The sequence below is a fragment of the Citrobacter sp. wls711 genome (genome assembly GCF_005281055.1).
Classification (GTDB): Bacteria; Pseudomonadota; Gammaproteobacteria; order Enterobacterales; family Enterobacteriaceae; genus Citrobacter; species Citrobacter gillenii.
Genome location: NZ_SZXC01000056.1, coordinates 17,474 through 31,941, shown reverse-complemented (window position 1 = coordinate 31,941; position 14,468 = coordinate 17,474). Strand labels below are relative to the sequence as shown.

17 protein-coding genes are annotated in these 14,468 nt (G+C 53.8%); 13 read left to right on the top strand and 4 right to left on the bottom strand.

Annotated features, from left to right (window positions below; translation table 11 throughout):
• Positions 1-17 precede the first annotated feature (17 nt).
• The 4 genes from gabD to csiR all read left to right on the top strand — a co-directional run bounded on the left by gabD (position 18) and on the right by csiR (position 5,057).
• Positions 18-1,466 (top strand): NADP-dependent succinate-semialdehyde dehydrogenase, encoded by a 1,449-nt coding sequence (gene gabD / locus FDW98_RS17025; RefSeq protein WP_096756019.1) that lies wholly within the window; start codon positions 18-20, stop codon positions 1,464-1,466.
• A gap of 24 nt (positions 1,467-1,490) precedes the next feature.
• Positions 1,491-2,774, top strand: a complete 1,284-nt coding sequence (gene gabT, locus FDW98_RS17020) for a 4-aminobutyrate--2-oxoglutarate transaminase (RefSeq protein ID WP_117343199.1) — start codon at positions 1,491-1,493, stop codon at positions 2,772-2,774.
• Between the two features lie 144 nt (positions 2,775-2,918).
• Positions 2,919-4,319 (top strand): GABA permease, encoded by a 1,401-nt coding sequence (gene gabP, locus FDW98_RS17015; RefSeq protein ID WP_096756017.1) that lies wholly within the window; start codon positions 2,919-2,921, stop codon positions 4,317-4,319.
• Between the two features lie 45 nt (positions 4,320-4,364).
• Positions 4,365-5,057, top strand: coding sequence for a DNA-binding transcriptional regulator CsiR (gene csiR, locus FDW98_RS17010; RefSeq protein WP_096756016.1), 693 nt, complete (start codon positions 4,365-4,367; stop codon positions 5,055-5,057).
• Here the strand turns inward: csiR and FDW98_RS17005 are convergent.
• On the bottom strand, positions 5,054-5,212 hold the full coding sequence (locus FDW98_RS17005) for a YqaE/Pmp3 family membrane protein (protein WP_015585265.1): 159 nt from the start codon (positions 5,210-5,212) through the stop codon (positions 5,054-5,056). The two genes, csiR and FDW98_RS17005, sit on opposite strands and share 4 nt — an antisense overlap.
• 184 nt (positions 5,213-5,396) lie before the next feature.
• Between FDW98_RS17005 and FDW98_RS17000 the strand changes: the two genes are divergently transcribed.
• From FDW98_RS17000 to FDW98_RS16990, 3 genes are all read left to right on the top strand, one after another.
• Positions 5,397-5,696 carry a helix-turn-helix transcriptional regulator gene (locus FDW98_RS17000; RefSeq protein WP_096756015.1) on the top strand — a complete coding sequence of 100 codons (300 nt, stop codon included), beginning with the start codon at positions 5,397-5,399 and terminating at the stop codon, positions 5,694-5,696.
• Between the two features lie 9 nt (positions 5,697-5,705).
• Positions 5,706-6,233 (top strand): rhodanese family protein, encoded by a 528-nt coding sequence (locus FDW98_RS16995; protein ID WP_096756014.1) that lies wholly within the window; start codon positions 5,706-5,708, stop codon positions 6,231-6,233.
• Between the two features lie 80 nt (positions 6,234-6,313).
• Entirely contained in the window at positions 6,314-6,460 is a 147-nt protein-coding gene (locus FDW98_RS16990; protein WP_096756013.1) for a hypothetical protein, read from the top strand.
• A 68-nt stretch (positions 6,461-6,528) separates the two neighbouring features.
• On the opposite strand, the gene stpA is transcribed toward FDW98_RS16990, so the two are convergent.
• Positions 6,529-6,930: a DNA-binding protein StpA gene (gene stpA, locus FDW98_RS16985; protein ID WP_096756012.1), complete on the bottom strand. Its 402-nt coding sequence runs from the start codon at positions 6,928-6,930 to the stop codon at positions 6,529-6,531.
• Positions 6,931-7,418: 488 nt separating this feature from the next.
• On the opposite strand from stpA, the gene alaE reads away from it, so the two are divergent.
• Positions 7,419-7,874 (top strand): L-alanine exporter AlaE, encoded by a 456-nt coding sequence (alaE, locus tag FDW98_RS16980; RefSeq protein WP_137398892.1) that lies wholly within the window; start codon positions 7,419-7,421, stop codon positions 7,872-7,874.
• On the opposite strand, the gene FDW98_RS16975 is transcribed toward alaE, so the two are convergent.
• A complete protein-coding gene (locus FDW98_RS16975; RefSeq protein ID WP_096756010.1) occupies positions 7,871-8,221 on the bottom strand; it encodes a DUF2002 family protein in 351 nt (116 codons plus the stop codon). The two genes, alaE and FDW98_RS16975, sit on opposite strands and share 4 nt — an antisense overlap.
• 123 nt (positions 8,222-8,344) lie before the next feature.
• On the bottom strand, positions 8,345-9,679 hold the full coding sequence (locus FDW98_RS16970) for a PLP-dependent aminotransferase family protein (protein WP_096756009.1): 1,335 nt from the start codon (positions 9,677-9,679) through the stop codon (positions 8,345-8,347).
• Between the two features lie 90 nt (positions 9,680-9,769).
• Here FDW98_RS16970 and FDW98_RS16965 point away from each other — a divergent pair, with 90 nt between their 5' ends.
• From FDW98_RS16965 to nrdF, 5 genes are all read left to right on the top strand, one after another.
• Positions 9,770-10,201, top strand: coding sequence for a carboxymuconolactone decarboxylase family protein (locus FDW98_RS16965; RefSeq protein ID WP_096756008.1), 432 nt, complete (start codon positions 9,770-9,772; stop codon positions 10,199-10,201).
• Between the two features lie 225 nt (positions 10,202-10,426).
• Positions 10,427-10,672, top strand: coding sequence for a glutaredoxin-like protein NrdH (gene nrdH / locus FDW98_RS16960; protein WP_096756007.1), 246 nt, complete (start codon positions 10,427-10,429; stop codon positions 10,670-10,672).
• A complete protein-coding gene (nrdI, locus tag FDW98_RS16955; RefSeq protein ID WP_096756006.1) occupies positions 10,669-11,079 on the top strand; it encodes a class Ib ribonucleoside-diphosphate reductase assembly flavoprotein NrdI in 411 nt (136 codons plus the stop codon). Before nrdH ends, nrdI begins: the two co-directional genes overlap by 4 nt.
• On the top strand, positions 11,052-13,196 hold the full coding sequence (gene nrdE / locus FDW98_RS16950; protein WP_096756005.1) for a class 1b ribonucleoside-diphosphate reductase subunit alpha: 2,145 nt from the start codon (positions 11,052-11,054) through the stop codon (positions 13,194-13,196). Before nrdI ends, nrdE begins: the two co-directional genes overlap by 28 nt.
• 10 nt (positions 13,197-13,206) lie before the next feature.
• Positions 13,207-14,166, top strand: a complete 960-nt coding sequence (gene nrdF, locus FDW98_RS16945; protein ID WP_096756004.1) for a class 1b ribonucleoside-diphosphate reductase subunit beta — start codon at positions 13,207-13,209, stop codon at positions 14,164-14,166.
• Positions 14,167-14,468 lie beyond the last annotated feature (302 nt).

Below are 14,468 nucleotides of genomic sequence, written 5' to 3'. Positions count from 1 at the left end.
TACGACAGGACGCTATTATGCAACTTAACGATCCCACCTTATTTCGCCAGCAGGCGCTGATTGACGGCCACTGGCGCGACGCCAACGGCGGCGAAACTATCGCGGTGACCAATCCCGCCAACGGTCAGCAATTGGGTAGCGTACCGAAAATGGGCGCGGATGAAACCCGTGAAGCCATTGAGGCAGCTAACCGTGCACTGCCTGCCTGGCGTGCGCTAACCGCCAAAGAGCGGGCGACGATTCTGCGCCGTTGGTTCAACCTGATGATTGAGCACCAGGACGATCTCGCCCGCCTGATGACCCTCGAACAAGGTAAGCCGCTGGCGGAAGCCAAAGGCGAAATCACCTATGCCGCCTCCTTTATTGAATGGTTTGCCGAGGAAGGTAAACGCATTTATGGCGACACCATTCCCGGCCATCAGGCCGATAAACGCCTGATCGTCATTAAGCAGCCCATCGGCGTCACCGCCGCAATTACGCCGTGGAACTTCCCGTCGGCAATGATCACCCGCAAAGCCGGTCCGGCGCTGGCCGCAGGCTGCACCATGGTGCTTAAACCCGCCAGCCAGACGCCGTTCTCCGCGCTGGCGCTGGCAGAACTGGCTAACCGCGCCGGGATCCCGGCAGGCGTCTTCAGCGTGGTCACCGGTTCGGCGGGCGCGGTCGGCAACGAGCTCACCAGCAACCCGCTGGTGCGCAAGCTGTCGTTTACCGGCTCCACTGAAATTGGTCGTCAGCTCATGCAACAGTGTGCCAAAGACATCAAAAAAGTGTCGCTGGAGCTGGGCGGCAACGCGCCGTTTATCGTTTTTGACGATGCCGATCTCGACAAAGCGGTCGAAGGCGCGCTGGCCTCGAAGTTCCGCAATGCCGGGCAGACCTGCGTTTGCGCCAACCGTCTGTACGTCCAGGATGGCGTGTATGAACGCTTTGCCGAAAAACTTCAGCAAGCCGTAAGCAAGCTGCACCTTGGCGACGGCCTGCAACCTGACGTCACCACCGGACCGCTGATCGATGAAAAGGCCGTCGCCAAAGTAGAGGAACACATTGCCGACGCACTGGATAAAGGCGCCCGGATTATCAGCGGCGGTAAGGCTCACGCGCTGGGCGGTAATTTCTTCCAGCCAACCATCCTGGTCGACGTGCCCAACCATGCCAAAGTTGCCAAAGAGGAGACGTTCGGCCCGCTGGCACCGCTGTTCCGCTTTAAAGACGAAGCTGACGTCATCGCGCAGGCCAACGATACCGAGTTCGGCCTTGCCGCCTATTTCTACGCCCGTGATTTGAGCCGCGTCTTTCGCGTCGGTGAAGCGCTGGAGTACGGCATTGTCGGCATTAACACCGGCATTATCTCCAACGAAGTCGCTCCCTTTGGTGGCATCAAAGCCTCCGGTCTTGGCCGTGAAGGATCGAAATACGGCATCGAAGACTATTTAGAAATCAAATACATGTGTATCGGACTTTAATAAAACAATACTGGAGAACACCTGATGAGCACCAATAAAGAACTCATGCAACGTCGTAGCAACGCAGTTCCACGTGGCGTAGGACAGATCCACCCGATTTTTGCCGAACGCGCAGAAAACTGCCGGGTCTGGGACGTTGAAGGGCGTGAATTCCTTGATTTTGCTGGCGGCATCGCGGTACTGAACACCGGCCACCTGCACCCACAGATTGTCTCTGCGGTAGAAGCGCAGTTGAAAAAGCTGTCGCATACCTGCTTCCAGGTGCTGGCCTACGAGCCGTACCTCGAACTGTGTGAAATCATGAACCAAAAGGTGCCGGGCGATTTCGCCAAGAAAACCCTGCTGGTGACCACCGGCTCCGAAGCGGTGGAGAACGCGGTAAAAATCGCCCGCGCCGCCACCAAACGCAGCGGTACCATTGCCTTTAGCGGCGCTTACCATGGCCGAACCCACTACACCCTGTCGCTAACCGGAAAGGTAAACCCTTACTCTGCCGGTATGGGGCTGATGCCGGGCCATGTTTATCGCGCCCTGTATCCTTGTGCGCTGCATGACATCAGCGAAGACGATGCCATCGCCAGTATCCACCGCATCTTCAAAAACGATGCCGCACCGGAAGACATTGCCGCCATCGTCATTGAACCTATCCAGGGCGAAGGCGGTTTCTATGCCGCCTCCCCTGCCTTTATGCAGCGCCTGCGCGCCATTTGTGACGAGCATGGGATCATGCTGATTGCCGATGAAGTCCAGAGCGGCGCGGGCCGTACCGGCACGCTGTTCGCGATGGAACAAATGGGCGTCGCGCCGGATATCACCACGTTCGCCAAATCGATTGCCGGCGGCTTCCCGCTGGCGGGCGTAACCGGACGCGCCGAGGTGATGGACGCGATCCCACCGGGCGGTCTGGGCGGCACCTATGCCGGGAACCCGATTGCCTGTGCCGCCGCGCTGGCGGTGCTGAACATCTTCGAGCAGGAAAATCTGCTGCAAAAAGCCAATGACCTCGGCAACACCCTGCGCAACGGCCTGCTGGCGATTGCCGAAACCCACCGTGAGATTGGTGACGTACGTGGCCTGGGGGCGATGATTGCGATTGAACTGTTCGAAGACGGCGATCGCCATAAGCCTAATGCGAAATTGACCGCCGAAATTGTCGCCCGCGCCCGTGATAAAGGGCTGATCCTGCTCTCCTGCGGACCGTACTACAACGTGCTGCGCATCCTCGTTCCACTGACCATTGAAGACGGGCAAATCCGCCAGGGGCTGGACATTATCGCCGAGTGTTTTGCCGAGGCGAAGCAAGGCTAAACCCCGTATCTGAGCGGGGATTGTAGGCCGGATAAAGCGCATGCGCCGCCTCCGGCAATATTGTGATGCCCGGTAGCGCTCCGCTTACCGGGCCTACGGGTAAGGTGCAGGAAGCGACGTCAATAACAATAACGAGGTTAAAAGATGGGGCAAGTGTCACAATCACATGATTTAGGGGGCGGGCTGAAATCACGCCACGTCACCATGTTGTCTATTGCCGGGGTTATCGGCGCCAGCCTGTTTGTCGGTTCAAGCGTAGCGATTGCAGAAGCCGGTCCCGCGGTGCTACTGGCCTATCTGTTCGCCGGGTTACTGGTGGTGATGATTATGCGCATGCTGGCCGAAATGGCCGTCGCCACGCCGGATACCGGATCGTTTTCTACCTATGCCGATAAGGCCATCGGCCCGTGGGCTGGGTATACCATTGGCTGGCTGTACTGGTGGTTCTGGGTGCTGGTTATTCCGCTGGAAGCCAACATTGCCGCCATCATTCTGCATTCCTGGATCCCGGGCGTGCCCATCTGGTTATTTTCCCTGGTTATCACGCTGGCGTTAACCGGCAGTAATTTGCTGAGCGTCAAAAATTACGGCGAGTTTGAGTTCTGGCTGGCACTGTGCAAAGTGATTGCCATCCTGGCATTTATTGCCCTCGGGGCGGCGGCGATTAGTGGGTTTTATCCCTACGCCGAGGTCAGCGGAGTATCAAGGCTATGGGATCAGGGCGGTTTTATGCCCAACGGTTTTGGCGCAGTGCTGAGCGCGATGCTGATCACCATGTTCTCTTTTATGGGCGCAGAAATTGTCACCATTGCTGCCGCCGAGTCCGACACGCCGGATAAACACATCGTGCGCGCCACGAACTCGGTCATCTGGCGTATCTCCATTTTCTATCTGTGTTCCATTTTTGTGGTCGTCGCGCTAATCCCCTGGAACATGCCGGGGCTGAAAGAGGTGGGCTCTTACCGCTCGGTGCTGGAGTTACTGCATATCCCGCACGCTAAGCTGATCATGGACTGTGTCATTTTACTGTCAGTCACCAGCTGTCTGAACTCAGCGCTGTATACCTCCTCCCGTATGCTGTATTCCCTGAGCCGTCGCGGTGATGCCCCGGCCTTTATGGGTAAACTCAACCGCAGCAAAACGCCTTATGTCGCCGTGCTACTCTCTACCGGGGCGGCGTTTCTCACCGTGATCGTGAATTATTACGCACCGGCAAAAGTGTTTAAATTTCTCATCGACAGCTCTGGTGCCATCGCGCTGCTGGTCTATCTGGTCATTGCTGTTTCCCAACTGCGGATGCGCAAAATCCTGCTGGCGGAAGGTGCAGATATCAAGATGAAAATGTGGCTCTATCCGTGGCTGACGTGGCTGGTGATCGGTTTTATTGGCTTTGTACTGGTGGCGATGCTGTTTCGTCCGGCACAACAGCTGGAAGTCATCTCAACCGGGCTGCTCGCCATCGCGATCATTTGCACCGTGCCTATTATGGCGCGCTGGAAAAAACTGCTATCGTGGCAAAAAGCACCGTTGCACAGTACGCGTTAAACCCGTTCCCGGCGCAGGCCGGGACAACTTTTCAGGAGTAAGACCATGACCGCCATTTCCCAACCGACGGCCATTGATGGATACCGCTGGCTCAAGAACGACATTATCCGCGGGGTGTTTCAGCCCGATGAAAAATTGCGAATGAGTCTGCTGACGTCACGCTATGAACTCGGCGTAGGACCGTTGCGCGAGGCGCTTTCGCAACTGGTGGCGGAGCGACTGGTCACGGTGGTCAATCAGAAAGGGTATCGTGTGGCGTCAATGTCTGAGCAGGAGCTGCTGGATATTTTTGACGCCCGCGCCAACATGGAAGCCATGCTGGTCAGTCTGGCTATCGAACGCGGCGACGACGCCTGGGAAGCGGAAATTCTGGCGCGCGCACATATGCTCAGCAAACTGGAAGCCGTTGATGCCAGCGAAGAGATGCTGGATGAATGGGATCAGCGCCATCAGGCGTTTCATACGGCGATTGTTGCCGGCTGTGGGTCGCAGTATCTGCTGCAAATGCGTGAACGGCTGTTCTCTCTGGCGGCGCGCTACCGGTTTATCTGGCTGCGTAAAACGGTGCTGTCGGTGGAAATGCTGGAAGATAAACACGATCAGCATCAGACGCTGACCGACGCAATTCTGGCGCGCGATGCCGTACGCGCCAGTGAATTAATGCGCCAGCACCTGCTGACGCCGATTCCGATTATTCAGCAGGCGATGTCCGGCAAACTGCTGGCAGAAAAAGTTTAATCACGGGTCTGTACCCAGAAAGCGTGGATCAGACCTGGGATATAGCCCAGCAGCGTCAGCACAATATTGAGGATAAACGCCCAGCCAAAACCTTTGCCCAGCAGCACGCCAAGCGGAGGTAAAATGATCGTTAAAACAATTCTCCAGAAACCCATACACACTCCCTACAAGCAAAAAATTACTCATTGTTTAGAAAGAGATTTTATCTCTAAGAATAATCAGTGTAGCTAACTCCCCCCGTCTCGCCCTGCTGTTTTACCCTCCTTTACGCTCTTGACGCTGGCGTACGTTGCCTCTTTATTTTAGACTATGCTTAATTTAGCAATTACTTAAATAAAAATGACTGAACTCGAACAACTCCAGGCCAGCGCTGAACAGGCCGCCAGCTTGCTAAAAGCAATGAGCAACCCGAAGCGGCTGCTGATTTTGTGCATGCTTTGCGGGTCGCCGGGCACCAGCGCGGGTGAGCTTGCACGGATCACCGGACTCAGCCCCTCTGCCACCTCCCAGCACCTGGCACGAATGCGCGAGGAAGGATTAATAGACCGCCAACGTGATGCCCAGCGCATTCTCTACTTCATCAAAAATGCGGCGGTGAATTCCCTCATCGCCACATTAAAAACACTGTATTGCCCGTAAGGAGCCAACATGACCATTGGGACGATTTCCCCGCGCGAGGCGCAGACGCTGTTAGCGCAAGGAGCCAAACTGATTGATATTCGTGATGCCGATGAGTATCTGCGCGAACATATTCCGCAGGCGCATCTGGCACCGTTGTCCGCGCTCGACCAGGGGTTATTGCCGGATAACTTACGCGCCGATCGCATTATTTTTCACTGCCAGTCGGGTAAGCGCACACAAAATGCGGCCACAAAACTGAGTGCAATTGCTGCACCAGCCCAGTGCTGGCTGCTTGAGGGGGGAATCGACGGCTGGAAGGCAGCAGATTTGCCGGTCGTAGAAGATAAATCACAGCCGTTACCGCTGATGCGCCAGGTGCAGATTGCCGCAGGCAGTCTTATCTTACTCGGCGTGGTTCTCGGTTACGCCGTTGGCAGCGCCTTCTTTCTGCTCAGCGGCTTTGTCGGCGCGGGGCTTATCCTGGCAGGCGTTACCGGCTTCTGCGGCATGGCGCGGTTGCTGGATAAAATGCCCTGGAATCGGCGTACTCATTAAGCGGTAATCGGTGAAACAGCGCTGTACCCGCCGATGGCCCTGATCTATGGTGGGTTTTGCCATCAAGAACGGAGGACAGTATGTTTAAACCCGGCGATCTGGTTCAACCGCGTATGGGCGGACCAAAATTGAAAGTTGTTGAAGTGAATGACGAGCAGATTGTGGCCGTACAGGCCAGTAATGAAAGTGGCGAAAAATTCACTCTGAAAGCAGCAGATGTCACCTGATATAGCGAAGACGGCGATTTTGGCGTTTGCTGAAAATAAGCGGTGAGACACTCTCACCGCCTTGCTAATTAGATCAAAAAATCATCGAGTGATTTACCGGCAGCCAGCGCCTGCGCAATAGGTTTTGGCGTGCGGCCTTGTCCAGTCCAGGTTTTCACTTCACCATTGAGATCGGTAAAACGATATTTTGCCGGGCGCGGCTGACGTTTTTTAACTGCTCGCGACGTCACCGTCGTCATGCTTAGCAACTCTTCTGGCTCAATCCCATCTGCTTTCATCAGCGCCAGCAGCGTATTAATTTTTTCCTGCTGTTCTGCACGCTGGCGCTGTAACTGTTCTTCCTCGTCACGTCGTTCTTTGGTGACCACCCTGAATTTTTCCAGTATATCTTCCAGTACATCGACCGGAAATTCACGAGCCATTGCACGCAGCGAGCGGATATTATTTAAGTTTTTTAACATTGAACTCATATTAATAAAACCTCTTTAACGCATAAAGCAAAAATGGTATTACAGCAAAAATTATATTCGATTGATTATTCTATTTCCAGCCCCTGTCGATCTCGAGCTATTAATCAAAACGTTACCTTAATATTTATCACCCCATCGTAGGGGCATCCTGCAATGCAATTTTGTAATGACCCGATAATAAAAATAAATATGTCGGCGTAATATTCAAAAACATCTAGAAAAGTTCGTAAAAAAACCAGAAAAACAAATCAATATAACATAATGATTTGAAAGACATTTAATCAACATGACAACGAAAATGCCAAAACGAACAAAAAACAGACCATTGCAGAGCATTTTATCGACAAAAAGACAATAAATAAAAATTTTAAGCTAGTTGATAGTTATTATGCAGGCAGATATCCTATTGAAACGCGAAAGCAGCAAAACAAATCACTAGCAACAAGGTATACGATACCTTTTTACCTCTTCTTACAAGGAGCATTAACATGTTCTCTCCGCAGTCACGCTTGCGTCATGCTGTAGCAGACACGTTCGCGATGGTTGTTTACTGTTCTGTCGTGAACATGTTGATTGAAGTATTCCTTTCCGGAATGACCTTTGAGCAGTCGCTCTCTTCCCGACTGGTGGCGATTCCTGTCAACATTCTGATCGCCTGGCCTTACGGTATGTACCGCGATCTGTTTATGCGTGCGGCGCGTAAAGCCACACCGGCGGGATGGGCAAAAAATCTGGCGGATGTGCTGGCATACGTGACCTTCCAGTCACCGGTGTATGTGGTCATTCTGCTCACGGTTGGCGCAGACTGGCACCAGATCACGGCGGCCGTCAGTTCCAACATCGTGGTTTCAATGTTGATGGGTGCGGTGTACGGCTACTTCCTTGATTATTGCCGCCGCCTGTTTAAAGTCAGCAGCTATCATCCCCGCCAGTCGCGTCTTTAGTTTGTACTCACGTCACCAAACAACCCATTTAAATAACGTTCTAGCGCAATACGCGAGCTGAAGCCGTGTGGAATACCATAATGTTCATGGGTTTCTCCGGCTAAATAAAGCGGGAATTGCTGATAGTGATCGCAGGTTTTAATATCCGTTGACGGATCCGCTAACGAAGAACTTCGTTCTTTTAACGTGGGGTGGATCACTAATGCTGTGCGTCCCATGCGCGCTTCACGATTAACATACACATAGTTTTCGCCACGTCGATAACCGTACGCTTTCTGCGTCACTACATCCACGGTAAAGCCTACTTTCTCAAGTACGCGCGCCACCTCATCGGGTCTTAAATACATATATTTTTCCTCGTTATCTTTTACCGCGGGCTTACCTTACCTGATTCAGCATTAGCAACGCTTTCAGAAAAGTCCATAAACGCATGAAGAGAGTGAGGCGGCTATCTTAAGCATGGCGCTGGATCAGGTTATTGCCAGCCGAAGTTGACGGGCGGCCTGCCGGGCCATTTCCGCCGACGGGATATTGGTAAATGACAGTAATATGCCGCCCTCTCCCGTTGAGGTTATTCGCCATTGGCTTAACGCCTGAACCGCCAGACCAGCCTGATTCGCTTTGCACACCAACGCCGTATCTTCGCCGCTCACCGATATCACCAGTTGAATTCCGCCTTGCTGAGGTACAACGCTAAAGCCGTATTCCGTCAGCGCACTTTCCATCCACTGACGCCGCTGGGCATAGTGTTGGCGCATTTTTTTCAGGTGCCGCCAGAAATGGCCATCACGAATAAAATCCGCCAGCGTTTGTTGCCATAACAGCGGCACGTTACAAGCCGTCAGCGCCGCCTGGCGGCGAAAGCGCGCGACCTCCGTCACCGGCACCACCAGCCAGGCTGTACGTAAAGCCGGAAATAATGATTTGCTGAAAGTACCGGCATAAATCACCCGCTGCGGCGCATCCAGGCTTTTTAGCGGCGGCAGCGGTTTTCCGTGGTAGCGAAACTCGCTGTCGTAGTCATCTTCAATGATCCATGCCCGCGCACGGGCGGCCCACTCCAGCAATTGGTGTCGACGGTCAAGCGAGAGAGCAACGCCCAACGGACTTTGATGGGCTGGCGTGAGGAGGGCAAAACGCGCCTGCGGGTAGTCGCGGATCCCGGCGCTCACATCCAGACCCTCGCCATCGACCGGGACGGGCAGCAGTTCAACCTGTTCCTGCGTTATAACGGGGCGGATCAGCGGAAAACCGGGATCTTCTACCCACATTCCTGCGCCGGGATTTGCCAGCGCCCGCAGGATTAAGGTCATGGAGGCCGCATAGCCCGAAGTAATAAAAATCTGCTCCGGCAGGCACTCAATACTGCGGGATATGCGCAGATAATCAACGATCGCCTGGCGTAGCAACAGTTCGCCGCTGACATCACCCAAGGCGAGATCGAAACGTGTCTGCGTGCGTAAACGCCGCCCCATCACCCGCGCCCAGACCTCGCGGGGAAAGAGATCGAGCGCCGGTAATCCCATCTGAAAAAGTTGCGGTGTAGGGTTTTCTCCGGCAAAGACCGTTGGTGCGACGGGCGAAGTGTCCAGTCGCAGTTGCTGACTGACAAACGTTCCGGCCTGCCCGCGTCGTTCCAGCCAGCCTTGCGCCACCAGATCTGCGTAGGCGTTTTCCACCGTCGAGCGCGAAACGCCCAGTTCCTGGGACCAGGTGCGGCTGGACGGCAAGCGTGTGCCAGGCTTAAGTTCCCCTTTCTCAATAGCGGTTTTTAACTGACGGGCGATTTGCTGGTAGCGTGGCATTTATGGTCTGCTTTTTTGATAAAAATATGGTTCTCTTTAACAGACCATTATAGTGCTACATTGCGGGTCATCCAAACGAGGAGAAATACCATGACGATGTTACGCCAGCCCTATTATGAACTTAGCCCTGAAATCTATAACGCTCTGGTTCAGGCCAGCAAAGCGCTGGAAAACTGCGCGCTGGAGCCTACACTGACGGAGTTGATTTACCTGCGGGTCTCGCAAATCAACGGCTGCGCGTTTTGTCTGGAAATGCACAGTAAAGCCCTGCGTAAGTCTGGCGTAGAGCAGGCCAAACTGGATGCGCTGGCAGGATGGCGCGTCAGCCACCATTTCAGTGATCAGGAACGCGCAGCGCTGGCATGGGCCGAATCCGTTACCCACATCGCCTCGACGCACGCCGAAGACGACGTTTATATGCCGCTGCTGAACCATTTTAGCGCCAAAGAAATAAGCGATCTGACGTTCGCCATTAGCCTGATGAACTGCTTTAACCGTCTGGCAGTAGGCATGCGCATGTAATTCTGTGGTGCCGGATGGCGGCGGAAACACCTTATCCGGCAACACGTAATGCTACATACCCCGCCCTCCGCCACACTCATCTCCCGGCCCCTCATCACTCTAAAATCCCATATCTTGTATGGTTGAATCTTTTATAAACTACATCTAGTATTGATTACATCACGACACACACAACCCGACGCCATTATCGCGCCGCTTTTACACCCATAAATGGAAATACGAATCATGCGTATTATTATTTACACTCGCAATAACTGTATTCAGTGCCACGCCACGAAACGGGCGATGGAAAGCCGTGGGCTTGACGTCGAGATGATCAATGTCGATCTGGCCCCCGAGCTGGCAGAAACCCTGCGCGAGCAGGGGTTTCGCCAATTACCGGTGGTGGTAGCAGGAGAAACCCGCTGGTCAGGATTTCGCCCGGACATGATCAATCGTCTGCGTCCGCAGCCCCACGTGGCCAACACATGAGCACCCTCGTCTACTTCTCCAGCAGCTCTGAAAATACCCATCGCTTTATGCAACGTCTGGGGCTGCCCGCCGTGCGAATTCCGATTAACGAACGCGAGCGGATCCAGGTAGACGAACCTTACATTTTAGTCGTGCCGTCTTACGGCGGCGGCGGTACGGCAGGCGCGGTCCCGCGACAGGTGATCCGCTTTTTAAACGATCCCCATAATCGGGCGTTAATTCGCGGCGTCATCGCCGCCGGCAATCGCAATTTCGGCGACGCCTACGGCCGCGCGGGTGACGTAATTTCACAAAAATGCGCCGTGCCGTGGCTCTATCGCTTTGAGCTGATGGGGACGCCAGGCGACATCGACAACGTGCGAAAAGGAGTGAGCGAATTTTGGCAACAACAACCGCAGAACGCGTAGTTCAGCCCACGCTGGATTATCACGCACTTAACGCCATGCTGAATCTGTACGATAACGCCGGGCGTATTCAGTTTGAGAAAGACCATCAGGCGGTGGACGCGTTTATGACAAATCACGTGCAGCCCAACTCGGTGGTGTTTGCCAGCCAGGACGCGCGTCTGGATACGCTGGTAAGCGAAGGTTATTACGACGAAAGCGTTTTGACCCGTTATGATCGCGCTTTCGTGGTGAAGCTGTTTGCCCACGCTCACGCCAGCGGGTTTCGCTTCCAGACCTTTCTCGGCGCATGGAAGTATTACACCAGCTATACGCTGAAAACCTTTGACGGTAAACGCTACCTCGAGGATTTTGCCGATCGCGTGACGATGGTGGCGCTGACGCTGGCACAGGGTGATGAGACGCTCGCCCTGCGACTCACCGACGATATGCTCGCCGGGCGTTTTCAGCCCGCCACGCCAACCTTCCTTAATTGCGGCAAAGCCCAGCGCGGCGAGCTGGTCTCCTGCTTCCTGTTACGTATTGAAGACAATATGGAGTCCATTGGTCGGGCGGTAAATTCGGCGCTTCAGCTTTCCAAACGCGGTGGCGGCGTGGCGTTTCTGCTCTCCAGCCTGCGCGAAGCCGGGGCACCGATTAAGCGTATTGAAAACCAGTCTTCCGGGGTGATCCCGGTGATGAAGATGCTGGAAGATGCGTTTTCGTATGCCAACCAACTGGGCGCGCGACAGGGCGCGGGCGCGGTGTATCTGCACGCGCACCATCCGGATATTCTGCGCTTTCTCGATACCAAGCGCGAAAACGCCGATGAAAAAATTCGCATTAAAACGCTGTCACTCGGCGTGGTGATCCCGGATGTTACCTTCCGTCTGGCAAAAGAGAATGCGCAGATGGCGCTGTTCTCCCCCTATGACGTGGAGCGTATTTACGGGAAACCGTTTAGCGACATCGCCGTCAGCGAACGCTATGACGAGTTACTCGCCGACGCACGCGTGCGCAAGCGGTACATTAACGCCCGTGACTTCTTCCAGCGGTTGGCGGAAATCCAGTTTGAGTCCGGCTACCCCTACATCCTGTTTGAAGACACGGTGAACCGCGCCAACCCCATTGCCGGTCGCATCAATATGAGCAACCTGTGCGCGGAAATTTTGCAGGTCAACAGCGCTTCGACCTACGATGAAAACCTCGACTACGCGCAGATTGGACGCGATATCTCCTGCAATCTCGGCTCGCTGAACATTGCCCACACCATGGATTCGCCGGACTTTGGCCGCACCGTTGAAACAGCGGTTCGCGGCTTAACCGCCGTCTCCGACATGAGTCACATCCGCAGCGTTCCGTCGATTGAAGCCGGGAACAGCGCTTCGCACGCGATTGGGCTGGGGCAGATGAACCTGCATGGCTATCTGGCGCGCGAAGGTATTGCCTATGGTTCAGCGGAGGGGCTGGATTTCACCAATCTCTATTTCTACACCGTCACCTGGCATGCCCTGCATACCTCCATGTTGCTGGCCAAAGAGCGTGGCCAGACCTTTGCCGGATTCAACCAGTCGCGCTACGCCAGCGGCGAGTATTTTGATCGCTATTTAAGCGGCGACTGGCAGCCAAAAACCGAGAAAGTCCGCGCGTTGTTTGCCACCCGCGGCGTGACGCTGCCGACGCGTGAAATGTGGTCACAGCTGCGTGAGGATGTGATGCGCTACGGTATTTATAACCAGAATTTACAGGCGGTGCCGCCAACCGGCTCCATCTCCTACATCAACCATGCCACCTCAAGTATTCATCCGATTGTGTCTAAGGTGGAGATTCGCAAAGAGGGTAAAACCGGGCGTGTGTATTACCCTGCCCCGTTTATGACCAACGAAAATCTGGCGCTGTATCAGGATGCCTACGAGATTGGCCCGCAAAAAATCATCGATACCTACGCCGAGGCAACCAAACACGTCGATCAGGGGCTGTCGCTGACGCTGTTTTTCCCGGACACCGCCACCACCCGCGATATCAACAAAGCGCAAATCTACGCGTGGAAAAAAGGCATCAAAACGCTGTACTACATCCGACTGCGCCAGCTGGCGCTGGAAGGTACTGAAATTGAAGGCTGCGTGTCATGCGCGCTGTAAGGAGAGCAGGATGAAGCTAAACCGCGTGAGCGCCATCAACTGGAACAAAATTGAGGATGATAAAGATCTGGAGGTGTGGAACCGGCTGACCAGTAATTTCTGGTTGCCGGAAAAAGTCCCGTTGTCGAATGATATTCCTGCCTGGCAAACGCTAAGCGTCGCCGAGCAGCAGCTCACCATTCGCGTCTTTACCGGGCTGACGCTGCTCGACACCATTCAGAATATTGCCGGCGCGCCCGCGTTGATGGCAGATGCCTTAACCCCGCATGAAGAGGCGGTGCTGTCGAATATCAGCTTTATGGAAGCGGTGCACGCCCGTTCATACAGCTCTATTTTCTCTACGCTTTGCCAGACCAAAGATGTGGATGCGGCCTACGCCTGGAGTGAAGAAAATGCCCCACTACAGCGCAAAGCACAAATTATTTTGCAACATTACGCCAGCGATAATCCATTGAAGAAGAAAATTGCCAGCGTATTTCTGGAATCATTCCTGTTCTATTCTGGCTTCTGGCTGCCGATGTATTTCTCCAGTCGCGGCAAACTGACCAATACCGCCGATCTCATCCGTCTGATTATTCGTGATGAAGCGGTCCACGGCTATTACATTGGTTATAAGTATCAAAAGGGGTTGGAGCATATTTCACTGTCTGCTCGTGAGGAACTGAAGAATTTTGCTCTCGATCTGCTGATGGATTTGTACGATAACGAAGTTCGCTACACGGAAGTGTTGTATGCCGAAACCGCCTGGGCCGACGAAGTGAAAGCGTTCCTGTGTTACAACGCCAATAAAGCCTTGATGAACCTGGGTTATGAGGCCCTGTTCCCGGCGGAAATGGCGGATGTCAATCCGGCAATCCTCGCCGCGCTGTCGCCCAACGCCGATGAAAACCATGATTTTTTCTCCGGTTCAGGCTCGTCATACGTGATGGGGAAAGCCGTCGAAACTGAAGACGACGACTGGAATTTCTAGATCTCATTTTCGCGGAAAATACCCTACACTTTTCGCGTTAATATTTTAACGGGATCACATTTTTATCACACAAATATCATTGTGTGATCTACACTCAATATTAGCCGCATTATTCGCCTGAGTTTCAACAATTCAGGCGACTTTTTACTGCCATTTACAAAAAATATCAAAGAAGTTTCATCCACGCTCAGCCCTTATATCACGGGAAATCTCGCCATCTGGCCTTCGGCAATATTCATGCCACAACCAAATTCAGGGTTGTCTCAGATTCTCAGTATGTTAGGGTAGAAAAAGATAACTAT